The 21,256-nt window shown below is 66.3% G+C and carries 20 protein-coding genes and 1 tRNA gene; 6 read left to right on the top strand and 15 right to left on the bottom strand.

Annotated elements, in window-relative coordinates; genetic code table 11:
- Positions 1-125: 125 nt before the first annotated feature.
- Together J7E25_RS10700 and J7E25_RS10695 are read left to right on the top strand one after the other, a co-directional pair.
- Positions 126-2,753: a hypothetical protein gene (locus J7E25_RS10700; RefSeq protein ID WP_214870146.1), complete on the top strand. Its 2,628-nt coding sequence runs from the start codon at positions 126-128 to the stop codon at positions 2,751-2,753.
- A gap of 73 nt (positions 2,754-2,826) precedes the next feature.
- Positions 2,827-4,032 carry a collagen binding domain-containing protein gene (locus J7E25_RS10695; RefSeq protein ID WP_214870145.1) on the top strand — a complete coding sequence of 402 codons (1,206 nt, stop codon included), beginning with the start codon at positions 2,827-2,829 and terminating at the stop codon, positions 4,030-4,032.
- 154 nt (positions 4,033-4,186) lie between these two features.
- Here J7E25_RS10695 and J7E25_RS10690 read toward each other — a convergent pair whose 3' ends face one another.
- From J7E25_RS10690 to J7E25_RS18450, 4 genes are all read right to left on the bottom strand, one after another.
- Complete coding sequence (locus J7E25_RS10690) at positions 4,187-4,606, bottom strand: hypothetical protein (protein ID WP_214870144.1); 420 nt, start codon at positions 4,604-4,606, stop codon at positions 4,187-4,189.
- A gap of 349 nt (positions 4,607-4,955) precedes the next feature.
- On the bottom strand, positions 4,956-5,420 hold the full coding sequence (locus J7E25_RS10685; protein ID WP_214870143.1) for a hypothetical protein: 465 nt from the start codon (positions 5,418-5,420) through the stop codon (positions 4,956-4,958).
- A 172-nt stretch (positions 5,421-5,592) separates the two neighbouring features.
- Complete coding sequence (locus J7E25_RS10680) at positions 5,593-6,105, bottom strand: barstar family protein (RefSeq protein WP_214870142.1); 513 nt, start codon at positions 6,103-6,105, stop codon at positions 5,593-5,595.
- Positions 6,102-6,356, bottom strand: a complete 255-nt coding sequence (locus tag J7E25_RS18450; protein ID WP_374196227.1) for a ribonuclease domain-containing protein — start codon at positions 6,354-6,356, stop codon at positions 6,102-6,104. The genes J7E25_RS10680 and J7E25_RS18450 overlap by 4 nt, the downstream gene beginning before the upstream one ends.
- A gap of 86 nt (positions 6,357-6,442) precedes the next feature.
- On the opposite strand from J7E25_RS18450, the gene J7E25_RS10665 reads away from it, so the two are divergent.
- A protein-coding gene (locus tag J7E25_RS10665) for an IS3 family transposase (protein ID WP_374196213.1) occupies positions 6,443-7,656 on the top strand; the annotation gives its coding sequence in 2 pieces (ribosomal slippage) (positions 6,443-6,704 and positions 6,704-7,656; 1,215 coding nt in all).
- A 217-nt stretch (positions 7,657-7,873) separates the two neighbouring features.
- Here the strand turns inward: J7E25_RS10665 and J7E25_RS10660 are convergent.
- Positions 7,874-8,419, bottom strand: coding sequence for a hypothetical protein (locus tag J7E25_RS10660; protein ID WP_214870139.1), 546 nt, complete (start codon positions 8,417-8,419; stop codon positions 7,874-7,876).
- 278 nt (positions 8,420-8,697) lie between these two features.
- Here J7E25_RS10660 and J7E25_RS10655 point away from each other — a divergent pair, with 278 nt between their 5' ends.
- Both J7E25_RS10655 and J7E25_RS10650 read left to right on the top strand, forming a co-directional pair.
- Positions 8,698-8,901 carry a hypothetical protein gene (locus J7E25_RS10655; RefSeq protein ID WP_214870138.1) on the top strand — a complete coding sequence of 68 codons (204 nt, stop codon included), beginning with the start codon at positions 8,698-8,700 and terminating at the stop codon, positions 8,899-8,901.
- Between the two features lie 188 nt (positions 8,902-9,089).
- A tRNA-Leu gene (locus J7E25_RS10650) sits at positions 9,090-9,171 on the top strand.
- Between the two features lie 70 nt (positions 9,172-9,241).
- Here J7E25_RS10650 and J7E25_RS10645 read toward each other — a convergent pair.
- The 3 genes from J7E25_RS10645 to J7E25_RS10635 form a co-directional block, all read right to left on the bottom strand.
- Positions 9,242-10,132 carry an ATP-binding cassette domain-containing protein gene (locus tag J7E25_RS10645; RefSeq protein ID WP_214870137.1) on the bottom strand — a complete coding sequence of 297 codons (891 nt, stop codon included), beginning with the start codon at positions 10,130-10,132 and terminating at the stop codon, positions 9,242-9,244.
- The gene (locus J7E25_RS10640; protein ID WP_214870136.1) at positions 10,129-11,172 is read right to left on the bottom strand and encodes an ABC transporter permease; all 1,044 of its coding nucleotides are present in this window, start codon (positions 11,170-11,172) and stop codon (positions 10,129-10,131) included. Before J7E25_RS10640 ends, J7E25_RS10645 begins: the two co-directional genes overlap by 4 nt.
- Before the next feature lie 75 nt (positions 11,173-11,247).
- Positions 11,248-12,216 carry a sugar ABC transporter substrate-binding protein gene (locus J7E25_RS10635; protein ID WP_214870135.1) on the bottom strand — a complete coding sequence of 323 codons (969 nt, stop codon included), beginning with the start codon at positions 12,214-12,216 and terminating at the stop codon, positions 11,248-11,250.
- Positions 12,217-12,516: 300 nt separating this feature from the next.
- Between J7E25_RS10635 and J7E25_RS10630 the strand changes: the two genes are divergently transcribed.
- Positions 12,517-13,725, top strand: a complete 1,209-nt coding sequence (locus J7E25_RS10630) for a Gfo/Idh/MocA family protein (RefSeq protein WP_214870134.1) — start codon at positions 12,517-12,519, stop codon at positions 13,723-13,725.
- Between the two features lie 10 nt (positions 13,726-13,735).
- On the opposite strand, the gene J7E25_RS10625 is transcribed toward J7E25_RS10630, so the two are convergent.
- Genes J7E25_RS10625 through iolC form a run of 7 tightly spaced genes read right to left on the bottom strand, consistent with a single transcriptional unit; the run spans position 13,736 to position 21,206 of the window.
- On the bottom strand, positions 13,736-14,512 hold the full coding sequence (locus J7E25_RS10625) for a TIM barrel protein (protein WP_251038990.1): 777 nt from the start codon (positions 14,510-14,512) through the stop codon (positions 13,736-13,738).
- 33 nt (positions 14,513-14,545) lie between these two features.
- Positions 14,546-15,556, bottom strand: coding sequence for an inositol 2-dehydrogenase (iolG, locus tag J7E25_RS10620; protein WP_214870133.1), 1,011 nt, complete (start codon positions 15,554-15,556; stop codon positions 14,546-14,548).
- Positions 15,557-15,573: 17 nt separating this feature from the next.
- Entirely contained in the window at positions 15,574-16,491 is a 918-nt protein-coding gene (locus tag J7E25_RS10615; RefSeq protein WP_214870132.1) for a sugar phosphate isomerase/epimerase, read from the bottom strand.
- Entirely contained in the window at positions 16,488-18,416 is a 1,929-nt protein-coding gene (iolD, locus tag J7E25_RS10610) for a 3D-(3,5/4)-trihydroxycyclohexane-1,2-dione acylhydrolase (decyclizing) (RefSeq protein ID WP_214870131.1), read from the bottom strand. Before iolD ends, J7E25_RS10615 begins: the two co-directional genes overlap by 4 nt.
- A complete protein-coding gene (gene iolB, locus J7E25_RS10605; RefSeq protein ID WP_214870130.1) occupies positions 18,416-19,336 on the bottom strand; it encodes a 5-deoxy-glucuronate isomerase in 921 nt (306 codons plus the stop codon). Before iolB ends, iolD begins: the two co-directional genes overlap by 1 nt.
- Complete coding sequence (locus J7E25_RS10600) at positions 19,333-20,247, bottom strand: class I fructose-bisphosphate aldolase (RefSeq protein ID WP_214870129.1); 915 nt, start codon at positions 20,245-20,247, stop codon at positions 19,333-19,335. Before J7E25_RS10600 ends, iolB begins: the two co-directional genes overlap by 4 nt.
- Positions 20,244-21,206, bottom strand: coding sequence for a 5-dehydro-2-deoxygluconokinase (iolC, locus tag J7E25_RS10595; protein ID WP_214870128.1), 963 nt, complete (start codon positions 21,204-21,206; stop codon positions 20,244-20,246). The genes J7E25_RS10600 and iolC overlap by 4 nt, the downstream gene beginning before the upstream one ends.
- Between the last annotated feature and the right edge of the window lie 50 nt (positions 21,207-21,256).

The raw sequence follows: 21,256 nt of genomic DNA, 5'->3' as shown, positions 1-21,256 counted from the left end.
TCATCAAGAAATGCAAGTCATCTTGACGCCGGGGAATCGATATGCGCATGATGAACGTGCAACTTTTGATAATAGGTATTATCATCGGTCGGGCACAACGCACCGGCCCTGAGCAGGAGAAGACGATGACGTCTGAGACCCAACGACACGGCCTGTCACGACGCGTATTCCTCGGGGCGACGTTCGCCGCCGGAGTACTGCTCGTCGCCGAGCCGAGCCCCATCACCGCGACCGCCGCCGCCGGCGACGTCATCCTCAGCGCGAACGGCATCAGCATCCTCGCGAGCGTGGGCGGGAGGATCGCGATCCGCGACGGATCGAACGTCGTTCGGTCCCAGGGCTCCCGATTCCAGGTGAAGGACACCGGCGCCGGCATCCAGATCTCCACCGGCGGAACGCCGACACTAGTCACCCTCGCCGACGGCACTCCCGCGATTCGAATGGACTACGTGATGCCGGCCGCCGCCGGCGCGACGAAGGTCTACGGCATCTTCACGGTCTCGACGAACCGCGCGTACCTCGAGTGGCACATCAGCGGCCCCTCGACGCTGATCCCCGACGGATTCCTCTTCAGCCGCGCCATCGCCGGCGCCACCGAACCCGACCGCTTCGTGCCCATCACCGAATGGGTGCGCGATGCCGGCGGAGGCATCCCGTACGAAGAGACCATGGGCATCGCGCACACGTCGACGTGGGGCGAGCTGCATGGCATGTTCCTGCTCGAGCGGTCGAAGCAGGCGTGGACCAACAGCACCTGGATCCACTCCCCCGGCGTACTTCAACCCGACGGTACCTATGTGAGCCAAGCCGACTTCTTCTTCAGTTCCACGCGACCGTCGGCAACGGCGTCGATCGGCACGAGCCGCGAGCTCGGCATCGAGATCTGGACCGACCGAGACTTCAACATCTGGGATGCCGCCGGCGAGACCGTCTCGGTCACGACGCTCGTCGCGAACGGCGGCTCCGCCGAGCGCGCCGTCGACCTCACGTGGTGGGTGAGGGACTACAACGGCGCCGACCTCGCCGCCGCGACCGTCACGGGCATCGTCGCTGCAGCATCCACATGGGAGCACACCTTCACGATGCCCGCTCCGGCCTATGGCATTTCGGTCGCGGAGGTCTCCGCCGTGTCTGGCGACGACGAGGCGTTCGCGCGAACCACGATCACCGTGCTGCCGACCCAGACCTACACGGCCGGCAACCAGAGCATGTTCGGCATCTCGAACTACCCGTGGCTGCAAGTGCCGTCGGCGGGGGCACTGCTCGACCTGTGGCAGCGCGTCGGCGTCGATCGGGTGCGGATCTCGTACGAGGGCGGGCCGGGACTCCCGCCCTCGGCATTCGACGAGCGAGGGATGTCGCACAACATCGAGCTGCAACCCTCGCTCGACGCGACCGACGCGGCCGCGGCGCAATGGGCGGCGACGAATGTCGCGACCGCGATCGGGGCCGGCGCCGAGTACTTCGAGGTCGGCAACGAGCTCAACCGCCCGTTCAACACCGGTGTCGCGGCGCAGGCCTACATCGACAAGGCCCTGCGGCCGGTCGTCGACGCGGTCGCGGCATCCGGATCCTCACTCAAGATCTTGAACAACGGCCTCGCCGGCATGGACAAGCCCTGGGTCGAGAACTTCATCGCGGGCGGTGGCTGGGACCTCATCGACGGCTTCGCCTACCACCCGGGCCGGGGCAACTTCACCCCCGACTTCATCCCGTCCGACGACGACTGGAGCGCAGGCGCTACGGGCCTGTACTGGAACTTCTACGGCGGCCTCAAGCAGCTGAAGGCCATCATGGCCGAGCACGGCGAGAAGGAGATCTGGCTCACCGAGGCCTATGCGTGCACCCGTCCGAACGGCTGGTGGAACGACACCTACCGGCACGCCGCCGAGAACGTGTTCCTCACGCTCGCCCTCGCGAAGGCCGAGGGCATCCGGTGCGTGAACTGGTACCAGTTCCATGACAGCGTGCTCGGCAACGCGCAAGCGGCCAACCCCGAGAACGTCGAGTACCACTTCGGTCTCATGAACCGCGACGTGAGCGCGAAGCCGTCGCTGCTCGCGTACGCGACGGCCGCCAAGACGTTCGACCAGGCGACGTTCTTGGGCTGGCTCGCCTTCGACGACCCGAACCTCAAGGGCCTGCTCTTCGACACGCCCGACGGCGAGGCGGCCGTGCTGTGGAGCCGCGCCGATGGATACATCCTGAACGCCGACCACGACCCCGCCGGCCGGTACTTCCCGGCCCCCGAGGTGTGGGTCGACCCGTGGCCGACCAAGACGCCGCTCACCATCCTGACGAGCGGCGACACGGCGAACCAGCTCGACTCTATCGGCCAGACCACCGCCCTCGCAGTGAGTTCCCGCAAGACCACTGTCGTGCTCGACGGTGCCCCGCGCATCTTCTACGGTCTCGCACTGTCGGGCGCCACCGAGGGAGCGCCGTCGACCGTCGGGCCCGTCACCGTGCAGGCGCGAAAGGTCGACGAGCAGGTGTCCCTCGTGGTGACTGTGCAGAACCTCGATTCGGCGAAGGTCGACCTCCGGATCACCACTCCCTTCGGCGAGCGCAAGCTCAGCCGGGTCGCACCCGGAACGACCACGCAAGAATCGTTCCCGACGTCGGAGACCTCGATCGCCGCCGGGCAGGTGACGGTGAAGATCTCCCGGAACGGCAACACGACCGCCGTGGTGCACCGGCTGGACTACGACGACTTCACGGTGAGGTCGTGGCTCGCTTCCTTGAGCGGATGACGCGGTCGAACTCCGGCAGACAGCACCTTCGACTGTCCCCAGTGCTGTACCCCGAACCGATAGGGTGCACCTTATGCCAATCACACCATACGCAGGTCGCGGGCACTCGATCAGGGTCATCGCTGCAGCCATCATCGCGCTGATCCTCGCCGTCACACCCCTCGTGACCGCTACCACCGCGACCGCGGCCGAGACCCCCCAGACCCTCAGCGGAACCGTGACCGCATCGGATTCCGGCGAGCCACTCGCCGGCGTCGAGGTGAAGGTGTACCGCTGGGTCGCCGAGGCGTGGCAAGAGGTCGTCGGAACCGCTGTCACTGGGCCCGACGGCGCATATCTCATCGAAGACCTCGCACTCGGTGGATTCAACGACGTCGAGTTCGTACCCCCGACCCAGGATTACGTCAGGACGAAAGTCGACTTCGCCTTCGAGGCGGGAGAGAACACCCTCGACCAGGTGCTCGAGCGAAGCGCCACGATCTCGGGAAACGTACTTGCCGAGACCTCCGAGGGCACCCTGACCGTCATTCCCGGCACGCACGTGCGGCTCACCAACGAGGGCGGCACCTTCTTCTGGGCTGGCGCTGAAGTCGACGAGAACGGGGACTACACCATCTCGGGGATCCCATCCGGCACCTACCTCGTGGAGTTCAATGACGTTCGAACCATCGCAACGCACTTGGCCTCGTACTGGGACGGAGCCCTCGACGCCGACACTGCACAACGCCTCACCCTGAGCAGCGGCGAGACCCGCTCCGACATCGACGGCACGTTGATCCTCGGCAGCACCATCACAGGCAGCATCACCGGAGCGGACGGCGCGACGCAGACGGGCGCGTCCGCCACCGCCTTCCGGCAGACCGCCGACGGCGCCTGGGTCTCGGTACAAGGGCTCCAGGGATCCACTGATGCGAACGGCGACTTCACCATCGTGGGATTGCGCCCGGGCAACTACAAGATCGGGTTCCTGAACCGATTCGAGGGCAGCGGATGCTACGCACCCGAGTACTTCGACAACCAGCCGAGCCTCGACACAGCCACCACCATGACCATCGGGACCGCCGAGAACTTCGATGGCATCAGCGCCGTCCTCGAACTCGCCGAGCCCGGTTCTTGCCCAACCGGCCCAGCGGCACCGCCTGCTGGTACCGCCCCGGCCCCCGCCGCGCAGCTCGCCGCAACCGGAGGCGCGGCGTCACTCGCCGTTCCGGCGGTCGCCCTCATGATGCTCGGACTCGTGCTCGTCGCAGCACGCAGGAGCCTCGCAGCGCTTCGGTGACGCCCAACGACGACCCAGCCGAGGTCGACGCCCACGTTCACGAGCAGCCCCGTAGAAGCGGTATCCGGTCACCGCGTCCCACGCGTCTATCGGCACGAACGCCGACCACATCGAGATGGCGAGGAGCACCGCCATCGCGCCCGGGTTCTCATCGTCACGAAGCCGCTTGCTCGGGAAGCCATTCACAATCCACGGCTGCGACCTCGTAAGCGCCAGCGCTATCGATGTAGATCAGGAAGTGCCGGATCTTCCATTGGCCCCCGGTCTTGCTTGGCTCGGCCGCCAGCAGTTCGGCAACCCACTCGGAGGCCTCGACCTCCACGAGGGTGTCGTAAGCATCTTCGACGTGCCATGGAGTGCAGTGCCCTTCAGCGTGGAACCGATAAGCCCGTACGCCCTTGAACAGAAGGCCACCGACATACATCGCGCCATTCCGCTCGTAGGTGCAGCGCAGTTCAGCGCTTCCCCCTGGATGGGTAAACGACACGTCCTCGGTAAACGCAGACGGGGGCAGCGAGAGCGGGCCGATCGGCCGCTTCGTGCCATGAGAGTTGCCGCCAATCACGCCGTTCATGGTAAATCAGTCCCCCCGCTACCGAGCCCGTTTCGGTTGAGCTGACCCGACAGAAGCTGCTCGTACAACGAATTCCCGGTCCGGTTGATCACGTTCCAGGAGTCCCGCGGAATCCCTGCGCGAGTCAGCGCCTGCGCCGAGCGCGTGTTCGTAATCAGCGTGTTGCCGTCTCGAATGACAACGTTAATCGGGACGTCCGTACTCAGGCGACCTCGTTCGGAACCAAATCACTTTGAGTTACGTAAGCATCAGTTGGCTCCAAATCCTACGAGGCGACCGGTGAGGTCCAGCGGAATATCGCCGGGGATGACAAAAATGGAACTGGTAAGTCAAACAGTTGGCGCCGGGGCTACTCCGTGCGCGGGACATTCGGGTTCCAGTGCTCGCCCTGACGCCTGGCCACGCGCTCAGCCCCCACTAGCCCGTTCCGGAACGCTTCGGCGTCTTCGCGGGTCATCCCCAAGATGTTCCTGAAGTCGTGATCAGCAAGGGCGACACCGTCCATTACGTACGACAACGTAAGGTACACAAAGATGTACTCAGACTTATCGAGGTCGAGCTCCACCCCGTCACGTCGAAACCTCGCGATCACGGGTCCACCACCGATCGTTTCATGTTCTTTTCGACTGTTAAGTCGAAGTTGTCGGGCCGATAGAAACGAGCCGGGAACACCAGGATTCGGGCCGCGGAAAATGATCGCTGAGTTTGCATAGTCAACCCAGAATCGAGTTCCGTCTTCGCGAAGCACTCCCTCACTAGCGTTCATCATCGAATCTATATGGGTTCCCATCTCCTCAGCTGATTTGAAGCCCATCGCCGCTCCATGTCCGAGCATTCGTTAGCGAGTGACGCCGGACCGAGCATGCGGCTCGCGCAACAGTTCGTGCCAACCGATGAAGCCGCGCACGAGGTGGCATCAAGTGCCTGAGCTTGCCGACCAAGCTCGAGACCCGCGTCGTCAACAGCGCTCGAGCCGAATCATGCTCTTAAGACAGCCGGGCGAATGAAGCGCCAGCGGCTGACCAACGGCGTTCCCCATCTGCCAACCTCGCCGGCTCTCCCGCGAGCACTACGTGAAAGGCGACCGCGGGTCGATCCCACCACTCGCCGAGCTCCACCGGCTGCGCCCAGCCTGCGGCCGCGCCGACAAGGCTGCCGACGAGCCACCGAAGCAAATCGGCGTCTGAATGGTCAAGCACTTGGTCGAGCTCGGTGATCACCACCACGAATCCTGACGCCGGACGAAGTCCCTCCAGATCGGCTATGCACTCGTCAAACGCATCCCTGTTCTCGCCGAAGTAGATGGGGAACTGTAGCGCCGCGGCGAACTCGTCGAATAGCGCTTGCAGCGTTCGCATCTTACGCCCGCGGACCACACGCGTAGTCAGGCCAGCCTCAGCCCAGCTTGTGATCGCGGTCGCTACCTCTTGGTGGTTGCCTTCCAGCAGGAGTAGACGGAACTCTTCATCCACGCGCGTCAGTTGCTCGTATCCGCTCATCCCAATGGCCCCCGGAACATGACAAAGCTCTCGTAATGGTCAGTTGTAAAGTACGCCGAACCGTCGCTACCAGTCACCATACGATCAGCGCCGCGATTCACGCCTTGGACGTACGGATTGACATCCCACTCACGATACGTGATCGACCCTCCGACAGCGTCGGTCGACGGGAGCGTCGATTCGCTGTTCTTGAACACCGAGCCGCCTTTATGCCCTGCCAACGGCGCGCCCTTCGCGTCAACTCGGTCCAGAACCGTCCAAGCGTTGGACTGATTCGGCCTGGGTTTTGTTCCGTTCTTTGATCAAGGATGGAACTGATGGCCAGATATACAGCGAGATGCGTGAGCGGGCGTTGCGGATGCTCGCGGAGTCACGTCCGGATCACCCGAACCTGATGACCGCGGTCCGTGACGTCGCGGGGATGCTCGGGATGAGTCCGGAGACCTTGCGGGTGTGGCAGCGCCGGTACGAGGTCGACGCGGGCGAGCGCCCGGGCGTGACCAGCGACGTTGCGGAGGAGAACCGGCGGCTCAAGCGTGAGAACGCCGAGTTGAAGCGTGCGAACGAGATCTTGAAGTCCGCCAGCGTGTTTTTCGCGAAGGAACTCGACCGTCCCACGACGAGATGATCCGCTATGTCGATGAGCACAAGGATCAGTTCGGGGTCGAGGCCATCTGCCGGGTGCTGCGCCCGGCAGTTCGTGGGTTCTTCACGTCCCGCGGCTACCGGGCGGCGAAGACCCGTGCGCCGTCAGCCAGACGGCTGCGGGACGACCTGCTCGTCCCCGAAGTCGTCAGGCTGCACACGGAGAACTACGGCGTCTACGGGCGGCGGAAGATGCACGCTCTGCTCCGCCGGCAGGGATGGGCTGTTGGTCGTGACCAGGCGGAGCGGCTGATGCGGTTGGCCGGGGTGCGCGGGGTGAGACGGTCGAAGAAGGTCTTCACCACGAAGTCCGATCCGGCAGCGGAGAAACCGAAGGACCTCGTGCAGCGGCGGTTCACCGCGCCTGCCCCGCGTCGGCTCTGGGTCGCCGACGTGACCTACGTCGCGACGTGGTCCGGGTTCGCGTACGTCGCGTTCGTCACCGACGTCTACTCGCGTCGTATCGTCGGGTGGAACGTCGCAGCAACTCTGAAGGCCGACGTGCTGCCGTTGCAGGCGCTGGACATGGCCGCGTGGGCTGCCGGCGGCAGGCTCGACGGGCTGGTCCATCACGCCGATCACGGGTCGAACTACCTGGCCGTGGTCTACACGGACAGGATCGTCGAGCTCGGCGCGGAACCGTCCACCGGAACCGTCGGCGACTCGTTCGACAACGCCCTGGCCGAGGCCGTCAACGGCCTCTACAAGACCGAGCTGATCCGCCGCCGCGGCCCGTGGCGCACCGTGGACCAGGTCGAGCTCGCGACGCTCGAGTACGTGTGGTGGTGGAACAATCAGCGCCTGCACGGCGAGCTTGACCTGCGCACCCCCGTCGAGGTCGAGCAGGCCTACTACGCTGAGACCGATTCAAGCCTGACAGCGACCGCTGGACAGGGAAACCGGTAGGAACGAAACCCAGGCCGAATCACCCAGGCCGAATCAATCCGTGGATCGAAGTTCGCCTATTCAAGTGACGTTAGAGTGCCGAGTCCTGACTAGCTTGATCGAAACCCATCGACTCTCGGAAAACGCCCGACTTGCTCGAGTCGTCCAGCAATACCCGAACTTGCCTTCTGGCAGCACCGTTCCATCTACTCAGATTTCAACCGATCGCGCGAAGGGTTCATTCGGGAGACTTGATAACCTCGGATGCCCGTCGCGCTACGTTGAAATCGGCGTCATGGATGCGAGCTTCAGTCAACACCGCAATAAGGCGGTCTCGATCTGGCTCAACTGTTTCGAGCAAGTCGATTGCTCCTATCCGCACATCTGGATCCGGGTCCTCGAGCAGACCATAGAAGACCCACAACCCACCCAGCAGTTCGCGGTGGCAGTGTTCTAGGAGCGCTTCATTCCCCGCCCGGAGCTCTGACTCATCGGGCTGTCCAAGCGCGATCTCGACGAGCAGGTTCACGATGCGAAGGCGAACTCCCGACCATAGCGCGCGACCGAGTGCGGTAACGAGAGGACCAATCAGCCATCGCGATGCTTCGAACAGTTGACCTTGGACGACGATCCGATTGTCCAGCTGCCAGTAGGCGGCATCTGCTTCCTCGTCTGTGTTTGCCTCAAGGAGAGCACCAAACGCCTCGGGAACGTACGCCGATGGGCCCATTATCGACCGTCGTTCGCTCCAGGACACTGAATTCACGAGCAGTCTCTCGATCATCTGTTTACCCCCAAGGCCCCATCGGATCCCACTTTGTTCCAGGCGGAAACTGCGACGGGCCGAACTGTCCTTGGCAGCGCACACATATCGGAACCTCGGCTGGAAGGTGCTCGGTGAGACCGACGAACAGTGGGAGCACCCACCGCGAGCGAGCGCCCGCCCCGCGACCTGACCCTGGGCAGTCCGACGATCATACGCGCGATGATGCCAGTGCATGCGCGGATGAACCGTTCGATCCGCCGGAATGGCGCGTACAGTGGGTTAATTGGAGAGAGATCATGCCTGACAAATCGCCTCACGACCATCACGTGAAGAAGCCGGCCACCAAGACGCTCAAAGAGAAGCGCGCCGAGAAGCACGCGAAGCAGCACGACCACGACATGAGCGCCGCGTCCGATGCGGTGCAAGAGGCGCACAAGGCAGATCAGGCGCACAAGCCGGGCGCTTGGCACCAGGGGGATGCCGCGCACAAGAAGCATTAGGCGCGTTCTTCCAGTTGCATTTGCTGCATGCATTTGATTGGTCGCTTCGACCGACCAACGGATCTGATGCTCACTCGTCCAGATCGGGCGGCTGGCGCTCCTGGCGCCGTTGGACCAAAGACACCCGAGTCCCCCGCCTTGAGCCGGGCCCGGTGATTTCCACCGCGCCGTAGACTGATCGGGCACTCGCGGGAGTGGTGAAATCGGCAGACACGCAGGATTTAGGTTCCTGTGCCTTCGGGCGTGTGGGTTCAAGTCCCACCTTCCGCACTCGAGGGCGACGGCGAACGGCGGATGCCGCGAAGCATCCGCCGTTCGCCGTTCGGTTCCGATCAGACCACTACGACGCAGTCGGCGGCACCAGCTCCTCGCGTGCCGCTTCGGGCAGCGCCTCCGCCTCGCGCTCGAGCTCCTTGACGACGGGCGAGTCGGCGCCCATCGAACGTTCGAGTTCGTGCGCGAGCGAGTCGAGTTCGGCGCCGCCGGCCATGAGGCTCGTGAGTTCGCCGAGGGTGATGTCGGCCTTGGCGTAGTCGCCGAGGCTCGTGCCGCGGTTGAGCAGCAGGAAGCGGTCGCCGACGGGATAGGCGTGGTGCGGATTGTGCGTGATGAACACCACGCCCAGCCCGCGGTCACGTGCCCGCGCGATGTAGCGCAGCACGACGCCCGACTGCTTGACGCCGAGCGCTGCCGTCGGCTCGTCGAGGATCAGCACACGAGCACCGAAGTACACTGCACGCGCGATCGCGACGCACTGGCGTTCACCACCCGACAGCGTGCCGATCGGCTGATCGACATCACGGAGGTCGATCCCCATGTTGTCGAGCTCGGTGTAGGTGATCGTCTTCATCCGCTTCACGTCGAGGCGGCGGAATGGTCCGGCCCCCTTCGTGAGCTCTGAGCCGAGGAAGAAGTTGCGCCACACGGGCATGAGGGGCACGACCGCGAGGTCCTGATACACGGTCGCGATGCCGGCGTCCAAAGCCGCACGCGGCGACGAGAAGGTCACCGGCTCACCGTCGAGGAGCATCTCGCCCTCGCTCGGCGTGTGCGCGCCCGCGAGCATCTTGATGAACGTCGACTTGCCGGCGCCGTTGTCGCCGAGCACGCACGTGACCTCTCCGGCACGGACCTCGGTCGTCACGCCGGCGAGCGCGTTGATGGCCCCGTATCGCTTGCCGATGTTCTTGACCGCAACGATCGGATCGTGGGTCTTCGTGATCTGGCTCATCGTCCACCTCCTGCTCGTGTGCGCACCCAGTGGTTGAGCAGTACCGCCAGCAGCAGCATCGCCCCGAGGAAGGTGCGCAGCCAGTTCGTGTCCCACTGTGCGAACGTGATGCCCTGGAAGACCATCCCGTAGATCAGGGCACCGAGCGCTGCGCCGATCGCCGATCCGAAACCGCCCGTCAGCAGGCAGCCGCCCACTACCGCGCAGATGATGTAGATGAACTCCTGCCCGACGCCGGTGTTGGCCTGCACAGTCGAGGTTCGGAAGAGCGAGATCATGCCGACGAGCCACGCAGCGCCTGCCGTGGTCATGAACAGGCCGACCTTCGTCTTCATGATCGGAACTCCGACCTGTCGCGACGAGTTCAGCGCACCGCCGACGGCGAAGATCCAGTTGCCGGCGCGTGCGCGCAGGAGCACCCACGTCGCGATGGCCGTCACGAGGAACCACCACAGCACCGAGACGTAGAAGACGCCGCCGCCGATGCGGATCGACGCCCCGAACAGCGGCTGGATCGTGTCGTAGAACGGCACCTTGGCCATGCCCTGAATGGACACCTGGCCGGTGATGAGCTTCGTGACGGCGAGGTCGATGCCGGCGAGCACGAAGAACGTGCCGAGCGTGACGATGAAGCTCGGGAGCCCCGTGCGCATGACGATGAAGCCGTTGAGCGCGCCGACCCCGAGGGCAACGGCCAGCGAGACGACCACCGCGACCCAGATGTTCAGCCCGTAGTTCGTGGTGAGCACTCCGACGATGAGCGCCGTGAATCCGGTCATGACACCGGCCGAGAGGTCGAACTCTCCGCCGATCATGAGCAGCGCCACAGCGACCGCCATGATGCCGAACGTTGACGCCGACTCGAGCCACACGCCGGCGCCCGCGAGCGTCATGAAGTTGCTCGTGTAGACCGAGAAGAAGATCATCACGGCGAGCGCAGCGACGAGCGCGCCCATCTCGGGTCGGGCGAGCAGCCGTCGGATGGGCTGCCGCTCCATTCGCGGCCGTGTCGCGATGGTCACGATATCTGTCGTAGTCAACAGTGACTCCTTTCATCGAGGGGCCAGGTGGGGCGGAGCGACACCGCTCCGCCCCACCCAGCCGCTTCGGGACGGCTAGCGCGTCCCGTTCGCGGCGTACTTCGCGACGTCGGCCGCGTTGGCCTTCGTGACGAACGCTGGGCCTGAGAAAACCGGCTGGCCGCCGCCGACGTCATTGCCGTTGGTCGCGCGGAGGTGGACCGCGGTGATGCCGAGGAATCCCTGAACGTACGGCTGCTGGTCGACGGCGAACAGGATCGCTCCGTCGGAGATGGCCGAGACGACGTCGTCGGAGAGGTCGAAGGTGGCCACGGTCGCCGCACTGCCGGACTCGTCGACGGCGCCGACCGCGTCCATCGCGTACTGGCCGCCGAGTGTCAGGACCCCATCGATCGTCGCGTCGGCCTGCAGCTTCGACTTGATCGTGGCTTTCACCTCGGCATCGTTGGTTCCGTCGACCTGCAGGTTCGCCATCGTGCCGCTGAAGGTGGATGCTGCGGCCTTGCAGCGCTCTTCGAGGCCGACGTTGCCCGCCTCCTGGATGACGCACAGCGCGTTCGTCACTCCCGCTTCGGAGAGCTCCACGCCGACCGCCTCGCCGGCGACCGTCTCGCTCTGCCCGATGTGCGTGATGGCGCCGAACTCGGCAGAGCGCTCGATGCCCGAGTTGATCGTCACGACCGGGATGCCGGCATCGACTGCGCGTTCGACGCTCGACTTGACGCCGTCAGGGTTCGCCATCGAGACGACGATGCCGTCGACTTCCTGGGCGACCGCATTGTCGATGAGCTGGGACTGCTTCGCCGGGTCGGGGTCGGAGTTGTAGGTGATCTCGACTCCGTAGTCCTCACCTGCCTGCTCAGCGCCCGACTTCACCCGATCCCAGAACGCGTCGCCAGGCCCGGAGTGGGTGATGACGGCGTAGGTGAGGTCGGATGATGCGGTGTCGGTGCTCTCATCGGTCTCCTGACCCGTGCCCGAACAAGCGCTGAGCAGCAGGCCGGCGACGGCCACGATGCCGACGCCAGTGATGATTCTCTTCATGATGCGGGTTCCCTCTCTTGGTGGTGTGTGGTGACGCCGCGGGTGGCGAGCGTCGTCGCGTCGGCGGGCGAACCGGCGGATGCGAGCCGCATGAGCGAGGTGGGAAGGTTCAACGGGACCGGTGCATCGAGGGGCGAAGTCTCCATTGAGTTCTCTTCCTCCGAGTGTCCGTCTCGGCGTCGAGAAGAGTCTGGAACAGGAATGACCATGTGTCAATAGTTTGTCTATACATTCTGTCATCTGTGTAAGACTGTCGCCATTGCCCCGCTTCGTTCCCAGCTTGGAAAAGGATGCTCTGTCATGTCGGAATCCGCTCACATCGGCGTGGGCCTCATCTCGGTCGGCTGGATGGGGCGCTTGCATTCGCGCGCCTACCTCGCGGCCGCACATCACTATCCGGAACTCGCGGCGCGGGCCGCCCTCGTCATGGCGGCCGACCCCGACGAGGGTGGTCGGCAGCACGCCGCCGATGTGCTCGGCTACCGGCAGACCACCGCCGACTACCGCGACGTGCTTTCCGATCCCGATGTCGACGTCGTGTCGATCTGCTCGCCCAACTTCCTGCACCACGAGATCGCGCTCGCCACGATCGCGGCGGGAAAGCCGTTCTGGATCGAGAAGCCGATGGGCCGCGGAGTGCGGGAATCGAGTGAGATCGCGCGCGGGGCGGCGACGCGCGGGCTCGTGACATCCGTCGGCTTCAACTATCGTCATGCGCCGGCGATCGCCCACGCGCGCCGGCTCGTCCGTGAGGGCGCGATCGGCACCGTCACGAACGTGCGCGTGGCGTTCATGGCCGACTACTCGGCCGATCCGAGCGGCGCGCTGACATGGCGCTTTCAGCGCGACCGGGCGGGATCGGGAGTGCTCGGCGACCTGCTGTCGCACGGAGCGGATCTCGCGCAGTTCGTCGTCGGACGCATCACGTCGGTCACGGCGATGACGGAGACGTTCATCACCGAACGTCCGCTTCCGCGCGCAAGCGCGGCGAGCCATTTCAGCAAGGGTGACGACTCCGACCCGAAGGGCGTCGTGCAGAACGAGGACTACGCGGCGCTCCTGGCGAGGTTCGAAGGTGGAGCCGTCGGCGTGCTGGAGTCCAGCCGAGTGGCCGTCGGCCCACGCGCCGAGTACGCGCTCGAGGTGTACGGGACTACCGGGTCGTTGCGCTGGGACTTCCAGCGGATGAACGAGCTGCAGGTCGCCGACGACGCGTCGGGCTACCGCACGATGATGATGGCGCCTGAAAATGGCGAGTTCGCCCGCTTCCAGCCCGGGGCCGGCACGGGCATGGGCTTCGACGACCTGAAGACCGTCGAGGCATCCCTCTTCCTGCGGTCGGTGCTCGAGCACCGACAGCTCGCTCCGTCGGCAGCCGACGCCTGGTCGGCCGCCGAGGTCGTCGATGCTGCACTGCGCAGCTCGGCCTCAGGCAGCTGGGTCGACGTGCCCGCCGTCGACGGGCCGACGACCTACGACGCCGGGCTCGAGAGCTCGTCGCGGCGCTGAGCGCGGGGCTTCACTCCATGAACGTCGCACGATAGGCGTCGAGGGCGGCATCCGAGTCCGAGCTCGCCCACCCTTCCAAACCGACGACGCCGTCGTAGCCGAGCGTTCGCAGCTCGTCGGCGATCGCCTGGTATCGGATCTCGCCGGTGCCCGGTTCGCACCGGCCGGGCACGTCGGCGACCTGGATCTCGCCGATCCACGGCAGCGCGCGGCGGACGAGTTCGATGAGGTTCCCTTCGCCGATCTGGGCGTGATACAGATCGAGATTCAGTCGCAATCCCGGGCTGTCGACGGCTTCGACGAGCGCAAGGGTGTCGGCTGCGGTTGCGAACGGGGTGCCGGGGTGATCCACGGCCGTGTTCAGGTTCTCGAGCGTGAAAACGCGCCCCGCGGCCTCGCCGAGCTCGGCAACGCGGCGCAGCGTGTCCGCCGCCCTGAGCCAGTCCTTCCCTGTGGCGTGCTCGCGCGGGGTGACCGGAAGGCCGTTCGGGTCGAGTCCAGTGCCGTGCAGGTTCAGTCGCGGGGCATCGATGACCTCCGCGGCCGCGAGGGATTGCTTCGCGGTGGCGAGCAGCTCGCCGATGCCGTCGGCAGTGGTGAGGTCTCCGCGTACGTAGCCCGTCATCGAGGAGATCACAGCCCCGGTCGCGGCGATCGCGGCAAGGTCCTTCGTCGTCCAGTCCCAGATCTCCACCTCGAACCCGCGCTCGTGGATCCGCGCGACACGTTCCACGAAGGGCAGGTCGAGGTACAGCATCTCGGCGGATGCCGCGAGGCGAAACTTCATCGTGGTCGGCTCTCGTCGTGCCGTGTCATGTCGTCAGGCCAGGTCGACCGGGACGACGATGCGTTCGACGGCCGATCGCTGGGCGGCATCGGCGAGGATCAGTGCAGCGCGACCGTCTTCGAAGGTCGGGCTCGTCGACGCCTGCCCCCGCGCCAGCTTGATGAACTCGCTGAGCTCTGCTGCATACGCTCCCGCGTAGCGCTCGAGGAAGAAGTCCTGATACGGCGGGCGCGCCTCGACCGCGGTGGCGGTGGAGAGGCTGACGAGGCTCGTTCCGGCGTTCGCGACCTGGAGCATGCCCTTCGGCCCGAACGCCTCGATGCGTTGGTCGTACCCGATCGCACTGTGCCGGGAGTTCGTGATCGAGACCACGGTTCCGGATGCCGCACGCAGCACCACGACGGCCGTGTCGAAGTCGCCGTGCTCGCGAGCCCCAGGGTCGAACGTCGTCGTGCCCACCGCACTGACCGCGACGATGTCGGGGACGAAGAATCGGGCCATGTCGAAGTCGTGGATCGTCATGTCCCGGAAGATGCCACCGGACACGGCGACATAGGCCGCGGGCGGTGCCGCCGGGTCTCGACTGATGATCGAGAGCTGTTCCAGCTCGCCGATCTCACCAGCCGCGACGCGCGCACGCGCCTCGGCGAACCCGGCATCGAACCGGCGATTGAATCCGAGAGCGACAGGGACACCGGCTGCGGCAACCTTGGGACGAAGCGCGTCGACTCGAGCGATGTCGAGGTCGATGGGCTTCTCGCACAACACGGCGATGCCTGCGTCGACGGCCGCGGAGATGAGGTCGATGTGCGTGGGCGTCGGCGATGCGATGAGCACCGCATCGACCTCGCCCGAGCTGAAGACCTCATCCGAGGACTCCGTCGCGGTCCCCCCGTACCGTTCGGCGACCGACCGGGCGCCCTCGACGAAGGGGTCGCACACCCAGGTGAGCACGGCATCAGGGTCGGCCGCGATGCTCGCGGCGTGGACCTGTCCGATCCTCCCCGTGCCGATCAATCCGAACCGAAGCGGCTTCTCGTTCATTTCCTCTGCTTTCCCGCTCAGCACCATTGCCTGAGCACTTCACGATTCAGCCGCTGATCCGCCTCGCGCTGCGAGCGGAAGTCCGCCAGCGAGATGTCTCGGCCGGGGAGCACGTCCTGTTCGACGACGACCCAGCCGGTGAAGCCCAGCGCGTCGACCGCGTTCATGACGGCGGTCACGTCGATGTCGCCCGTGCCGAACGCGACGAACGCCCCCGACGACCAGACGTCCGCCATGCCGCCGCCCGCGGCGAGCACGCGTTCGAGCACACGCAGGTCGACGTCCTTGACGTGCAGGTGGTTCACGCGGGTCCCCCACCGTTGCAGCACCTCGAGGGGGTCTCCCCCGCCGATGACGAGGTGACCGGTGTCGAGCGTGAGCCCGACGTCGACGCGATCCAGGAACCGGTCGATCTCTTCAGGCGACTCCACGAAGGTCCCGGCATGGTGGTGGAAGGTCGGCTCGAACCCGGCCGCGCGGACGCGGTCGGCAGCCCGCTGCGTGTTCGCGATGAGCCGTTCCCAAGCGGCGTCGTCGAGGCTGTGCTCGACGGCACCCCGCCCCGGTCGGGCCTTGCGGGCGGGTGACCCATGGTCGGCGAGCGTGGGCTTCGGCAGAAGCCGGGGTCCCGCCTCCGCGGCGTCGGCGAAGACGCGCAGCGCGTCGTCGAGGCTCGGAAGCGCCGCCTCGAAACCGGCGTCGTCGGACAGCGGGAGTTCCACCCATCCGCCGGCGAGTTCCAGTCGCCACCGGTCGAGGCGCCTCCGCAGTTCCTCGCCGCGGCCGAAGTAGCCGACGGGTCCCAGATCGACGCCGCCGTATCCGGCCTCATGCAGGATCGAGAGCATGTCGTCGGGCTCGAGCACCTCGGCGTCGTCGGGGGTCATCTCGAAGACCCCGAAGCTCACCGGCGCACCGGCAACCGTCGCGTTCACTGGCCGGTCTCCTCTCCGAGCAACGGTCGCTGCGCCGCCCGCAGCCGCTCATACTCGCCTCGGGCGCGCACGGTGGACTCGAGCGACGACACCTCGGCGATCGGGACATCCCACCACCCCTCGCCGTCGGGCCCGTAGATGAGCGGATCGCTGTTGATGTGGATGAACGTCGAACGGTCGGATGCCTTGGCCTCCGCGATCGCGGCCTTCAGGTCGTCGATCGCGCCGGGCCCGGGCGCCACCTCGATGACGTCCATTCCATAGCTTCGTGCGTTCATCGCGAGGTCGACCGGCAGCACCTCGTCGCTCTGGAAGTTGCGGGCATCGTCGTCGTATCGCCGGTACCACGTGCCGAAGCGTTCGGACCCCACCGTCTCGGAGAGGTGCCCGATCGACGCGAAGCCGTGATTCTGGATCAGGATGAAGATGACCTTGAGTCCCTCGGCGACCGCAGTGACGAGTTCGCTGTTGAGCATGAGGTAGGAGCCGTCGCCGACCATGACGATGACATCGCGATCGTCACCGTCTGCCAACAGCCCGCGCTTCACCCCGAGGCCGCCGGCGATTTCGTAGCCCATGCACGAGTAGGCGTATTCGACGTGGTACCCGAGCGGATCGCGCACGCGCCACAGCTTGTGGAGATCGCCCGGCAGGGAGCCGGCCGCCTGCACGATGACATCCGCGGGGTCGCTCGAGGACTGCACGGCGCCGATGATCTCGGACTGGCCGGGAAGCGCACGACCCGACGGCGCGAACGCGTCGTCGACCCGGCGATCCCACTCCCCCTTCTCGCGGTCGATGCGCTGCGCATGTTCGTCGGCGACCACGAACCGCTCGAGCGCTGTCGACAGCTCGACGAGGGTCTCCCGCGCATCGGCGATGATCGGAAATTGGGAGCCGTGCTTGTACGCGTCGAACGACGCGACGTTGATGTTCACGAACCGCACCGCCGGGTTGCGGAACGCGGTGCGCGACGCCGTGGTGAAGTCGCTGTAGCGCGTGCCGATGCCGATGACGACGTCGGCCTCGGCGGCGAGCCGGTTGGCCGCGGTCGTACCGGTCGCCCCTACGGCGCCGACGTACTGCGGGTGGTCCCAGGGCAACGAGCCTCCTCCCGCTTGCGTCGTGCCGACCGGGATGCCCGTCGCCTCCACGAGCGCGCGCAACTGCTGCTCGGCGCTGGAGTACAGCACGCCGCCGCCGGCGACGATGAACGGCCTCTCGGCGGCGCGGATCGCTGCGACCGCTCGCGCGAGGGCGCCGCGCTCGGGGAGCGGACGCCGGAGGTGCCACTCGCGATCCTGAAGGAACTCGACCGGGACGTCGAGCGCCTCCGCCTGCACGTCCTCGGGGAGCGCGATCGTGACCGCGCCGGTCTCTGCCGGGTCGGTCAGCACGCGCATCGCAGCCAGGGCGATCGAGTAGAGCTGCTCGGGCCGCTGCACCCGGTCGAAGAACTTGGACAGCGGCCGGAACGCGTCGTTCACCGTCAGTCCGGTATCCCACGGCTGCTCGAGCTGCTGCAGCACCGGGTCGGCGACCCGCGTGGCGAACGTGTCACTGGGCAGCAGCAGCGCGGGAAGCCGGTTCGTGGTGGCCAACGCGGCACCGGTCAGCATGTTCGTCGCGCCCGGACCGACGGATGCCGCCGACGCGAAGGTCGCGCGACGCCGATGCATCCGCGCATAGCCGACCGACTGGTGCACCATGGCCTGCTCGTTGCGAGCCTGGTAGTAGGGCATGAGCGCGGGCTGCTCGACATTGACCTGCTTCAGCGCCTGGCCGATCCCTGCCACGTTGCCATGGCCGAAGATTCCGAAGACGCCGGGGATCGTGCGCTCGCGGATGTCGCCGTCGACCGTGTACTGATGCGCCAGGAACTCGATGAGCGCCTGACTGACCGTCATCCGGTTCGTCGAAGCCATCAGTGCGGGCCCTCCTTCTCGTTGCCGAACGGCAGGCGCGAATCGACGTCCTGTCCGTTCCAAGTGTCGCGGACCCAGGCGTGCGCAGGGTCGTCGCTGATGAGCCAGACTCGCTCGGCGTCAGGTCCGGCCATGACGTTCAGGTAGTAGAGGTCGTATCCCGGAGCTGCGACAGCGGGGCCGTGGTAGCCGTAGGGAACGAGGGCGATGTCGCCCGTGCGCACCATGGCGTTGATGTCGATGTCGCCCGCGGGCGACGAGTACGCGGCGAACATGCCGAACGCGGCATCCGTCACCGCAGCGCTGTCGGCGTCCTTTGCCGGCGCAGCCTCGAAGTAGTAGATCTCCTCGAGGCGCGACTCATGACCCGGCACGTGCTCGTCGTGCTTATGGGGCGGGTACGACGACCAGTTCTCGGCCGGCGTGATCACCTCGCACACGATCAGGCGCGCGGCATCCAGTGCCTGGGGCGTTCCGAAGTTGTGGACCTGGCGACTGGAGGCGCCGGCGCCGCGAAGCTCGACGGGCGTCTCTGCGGCAGGGATGTACCGCGTCGGCCGAACCTCGCTCGTCGGGGAGGTCGCGACGGCGACTCTCCCCTCGCCCGTGAGCACGGCGGTGGCGGCCGAGGAGAGGTAGAGCACGTCGGTCGGGCCGTCGAACACCGATGCGCGGCCGTCGAGTCGCGTCGTCTCGGTCGTGGAGCCTTCCGTGTGCATCACGGTGAATGACCCGGCGAGCGGGACGACGATGCGCTCCACCCTTGTGTCGGAGAGATCGAGCACGTCGCCGGACTCCAGCTGCGCCACGCGGATGCCCGTGTGCCGCCAGCCGGGGCGGGACTCGTCGACGACACTCTCCCAGCCATCGCGGGCGAGGGCGCCACGGCGATGGAACCAGCGCTGGTCGATGGCGCTCATCGCGTGGTGACGGCGGCCCGGGCGGGATGGACCAGCGCTGCGGCGGTGTCGACCGCTGCGGCGACATCGCCATCGGGCGGGTACAGGAGCGTTCGACCGACCGTCAGGCCGCGCACCCCGGGAAGCGCCAGGGCGTCCTCCCATGCGGCAAAGGTCTCGTCGGGGTCGACGCCCGCGTCGCCTCCGAGGAGCAACGTGGGAAGCGTGGTCGCCTCCATGACCCGCTCCATGTCGGCGACGACGGGGAGCTTCATCCAGGTGTACGCGCTGCTCGCACCCAGGCCCGCGGCGATGGCAACCGAGAGGATCACGGCATCCGTCGTCAGGTCGTTGACGACGCGGCCGTCGACCCACCGGCTCATGAACGGTTCGAGCATGATCGGCAGCTCGGCCGCTGCTGCATCCGTCACCGCCTGCGCAGTCGCCTCGAGGATGGATGCCGTCGCCGGGTCCTCGAGATTGATGCGGATCAACGTCTTCGCGAAGTCGATGCCCTCACGCGCCATGGTCTCGACGTCGTAGGCGGTGTAGCGATCGTCCATTTCGAAGCTCGCCCCGCGCAGGCCACCGCGGTTCATCGAACCGACGATGACCTTGTCGTCGAGCAGCCCCAGTGCCGCGAGGTCGTCGATGATGTCGGGAGTGCCCAGCACTCCGTCGACGCCAGGACGGCTCAGCGCGATCGCGAGGCGCTCGAGGAGGTCATAGCGGTTCGCCATGGCCGTGGGATGCTTGCCCACGGCGAGCGCGCCGCGGGCCGGATGGTCGGCCGCGACGATGAACAGGCGCCCATCACCGTGGAGCACGTCGCGGCGACGACGGCCGGCGAGCGCATCGTGGATCGCCGATGGCCGGGTGGCTCGCAGGTCGCGAAGCCGCGCGAAGTCCGCAGCACTCAGGATCGCATTCACGGGCGCACCCCGGTCTCGATGAGCGCACCGACTTCGGCCGCGGTGGGCATGGCCGTGGAGCACTCCCGACGGGAGGCGACGATCGCACCCGCGACGTTCGCGAAGCGAAGAATGTGCTCGAGGTCCCAGCCGGCGAGGAGCCCGTGGCACAGCGCGCCGCCGAAGGCATCGCCGGCACCGAGGCCGTTCACGACGTCGACAAGGTACGGGGGCACCTCGACCGTCTCGCTCCGTGTCTTGGCGAGCACGCCCTTCGGCCCCTGCTTGACGATCGCGAGCTCTACGCCCCGATCCAGCAACGCCGAGGCGGCGCGCTCCGGCTCCGACTCGCCCACGGCGACCTCGCACTCCTCACGGTTGCCGACCGCCACGGTCGCGTACTCGAGGGCCCGACTCACCTGCGCCGTCGCGTCGGCAGGCTCGGCCCAGAACACCGGGCGATAGTCGAGGTCGAAGATCGTGTGCGCCGCTCGTGCGCGCGCATCGAGCGCCGTGAAGTGCGCTGCCCGACTCGGCTCCTGGCTGAGCCCCGTTGCAGTGAACCAGAACACCTTCGCGGAGCGGACGGCGTCGAGGTCGAGGTCGCTCGGCTCGACGTTCAGGTCGGGCGCTTTCGGTTCACGATAGAAGTAGATCGGGAAATCGTCGGGCGGGAAGATCTCGCAGAAGGTGATGGGCGTCTTCAACCCCGGATCGACGGCCACCTGGCGATTCTCGACGCCGAGGCGCTCCAGCTCCTGGAGCAGGTAGCGCCCGAACGGGTCGTCACCCACGCGCGAGATGAGACCGACGCTGCGGCCGTAGCGCGCCGCAGCCACGGAGACGTTCGCCGCGCTGCCTCCGAGGTATTTGCCGAAGGTCTCCACCTGCTCGAGACCGACGCCGTCTTGAAGCGGATAGAGATCGACACCGAGCCGCCCGAAGGCCAGTACGTCCAGGGAAGGGAGCCTGTCAGTCATACTTCGCTGTACAACCCTCTTGAGTGAGTTTCGGTGACGTCGACGGGTGC

It is taken from the genome of Agromyces sp. ISL-38, from assembly GCF_018613935.1.
Taxonomy (GTDB): Bacteria; Actinomycetota; Actinomycetes; order Actinomycetales; family Microbacteriaceae; genus Agromyces.
This window is presented reverse-complemented; position numbering and strand designations above follow the sequence as displayed.

Coding starts and splice junctions, on each gene's coding strand:
- iolB (WP_214870130.1), bottom strand. CDS start 19,336: ATGAGCGCCATCGACCAGCGCTGGTTCCATCGCCGTGGCGCCCTCGCC.
- J7E25_RS10680 (WP_214870142.1), bottom strand. CDS start 6,105: ATGAGCGGATACGAGCAACTGACGCGCGTGGATGAAGAGTTCCGTCTA.
- iolC (WP_214870128.1), bottom strand. CDS start 21,206: ATGACTGACAGGCTCCCTTCCCTGGACGTACTGGCCTTCGGGCGGCTC.
- J7E25_RS10685 (WP_214870143.1), bottom strand. CDS start 5,420: ATGGGCTTCAAATCAGCTGAGGAGATGGGAACCCATATAGATTCGATG.
- iolD (WP_214870131.1), bottom strand. CDS start 18,416: ATGGCTTCGACGAACCGGATGACGGTCAGTCAGGCGCTCATCGAGTTC.
- J7E25_RS10630 (WP_214870134.1), top strand. CDS start 12,517: ATGTCGGAATCCGCTCACATCGGCGTGGGCCTCATCTCGGTCGGCTGG.
- J7E25_RS10695 (WP_214870145.1), top strand. CDS start 2,827: ATGCCAATCACACCATACGCAGGTCGCGGGCACTCGATCAGGGTCATC.
- J7E25_RS10700 (WP_214870146.1), top strand. CDS start 126: ATGACGTCTGAGACCCAACGACACGGCCTGTCACGACGCGTATTCCTC.
- J7E25_RS10635 (WP_214870135.1), bottom strand. CDS start 12,216: ATGAAGAGAATCATCACTGGCGTCGGCATCGTGGCCGTCGCCGGCCTG.
- J7E25_RS10660 (WP_214870139.1), bottom strand. CDS start 8,419: ATGATCGAGAGACTGCTCGTGAATTCAGTGTCCTGGAGCGAACGACGG.
- J7E25_RS10625 (WP_251038990.1), bottom strand. CDS start 14,512: ATGAAGTTTCGCCTCGCGGCATCCGCCGAGATGCTGTACCTCGACCTG.
- iolG (WP_214870133.1), bottom strand. CDS start 15,556: ATGAACGAGAAGCCGCTTCGGTTCGGATTGATCGGCACGGGGAGGATC.
- J7E25_RS10645 (WP_214870137.1), bottom strand. CDS start 10,132: ATGAGCCAGATCACGAAGACCCACGATCCGATCGTTGCGGTCAAGAAC.
- J7E25_RS10690 (WP_214870144.1), bottom strand. CDS start 4,606: ATGAACGGCGTGATTGGCGGCAACTCTCATGGCACGAAGCGGCCGATC.
- J7E25_RS10655 (WP_214870138.1), top strand. CDS start 8,698: ATGCCTGACAAATCGCCTCACGACCATCACGTGAAGAAGCCGGCCACC.